Here is a 1,133-nt window from a genome sequence, read left to right as displayed (position 1 = left end):
GTAGATGATGACCGGATGGTCGAGCGGATAATGCCGGGCGAGCACGTCGACGAGGATCTGGCGATAGGGCTCACCGGTGCCGCGCTTGCCCAGGGAGAGGTCGCCTACCTGGCCTACCTGCCAGAGGAACAACCAGGCCGACGGATCGACATTGCGCTTGTGCAGCAGGAATTGCGTAGCCTCGAAATGCTGGCAGCCAAGCAAGCCCGGGTCGATGCCGAGGTCCGCGTAGAGGCAGTCCTCCGACGAGACGCCGGGCTCCATACGTGCGTCATAGCCCTCTGCGCGCGCGATCTCGATAGAGCGATGCGGCGCCAGGGCGAAAATGCCCGGATGGCCGTAGAAAACGCCGCAGACACGCTTGCCGGCACGAACCTCGGCGAGGATGGCCTCGATCATTTCCTCGTACGTACGCCGACGCGACTTTCCCTCGGCGTAATACGGCTGGAGGCTGCGCACGTCGGCATGCATTTCGCGCAGCCACATTTCCACCAGGGCATCGGATACCCCGGCGAACACGACGTCCGCGCGCTCGATCTCGCTTTTTGAAATCGGCGTGAGGTGCGAGCCGAGCGTCATGCCGACCCCGACGCACACCAGGCTCCCCTTCGACGCCTCTGGCGTATTCGCCATGGAACTTCCCCTGACCCCGTTGAATCCCCGTTATAGCAGAGCCGCCGCTTTGTGCAAGGCGATCCACCTGCCACACGCCTGCAACGTCCGGCGTAACCCGAAGGGAAAGTCCCGGTAACGAAGCTTCGATAAGGTCATCCCGTTCCAGCTCGGCATGCCCGTACCCACGCAATCGATGACATATGTCGAAGGCCGAAGCCCCGACATAGCTTCATGGCGGGCGTTTCTTGGCGCCCAACATCCACTTTCGAGGTATTCCATGATGAACAAGAAAATCACGCGCTGCGCCCTCCCGCTCGTGCTGGCGGTTGTTGCGCTGCCTGCCGCCGCATTCAACAAGAATGCCTACGTGGTGAACCAGGCCGACAATACGGTTTCCGTCATCGACACCACCAACAACGCCGTGACGGCGACGATCCCGGTCGGTGGTAACCCGCAGGGTATCGCCGTCAGCCCCAATGGTGCCGAGGTGTACGTCACCAATGGCAACGACAACACCG

1 protein-coding gene and 1 pseudogene are annotated in these 1,133 nt (G+C 62.0%); one reads left to right on the top strand and one right to left on the bottom strand.

What is annotated here, in order from left to right; all coding sequences use genetic code 11:
- On the bottom strand, positions 1 to 633 hold a 633-nt coding region (locus tag AC1DSN_RS22995), incomplete at its 3' end, for an SAM-dependent methyltransferase (RefSeq protein WP_477333193.1).
- Positions 634 to 892: 259 nt separating this feature from the next.
- On the opposite strand from AC1DSN_RS22995, the pseudogene AC1DSN_RS22990 reads away from it, so the two are divergent.
- Positions 893 to 1,133: pseudogene (locus tag AC1DSN_RS22990) on the top strand (hypothetical protein); the annotation flags it as partial.

The organism is Luteibacter sp. P4_D7_3 (assembly GCF_056401735.1).
Note: the sequence above shows the minus strand (reverse complement) of the source record. Positions and strands in the feature narration are given on the sequence as shown.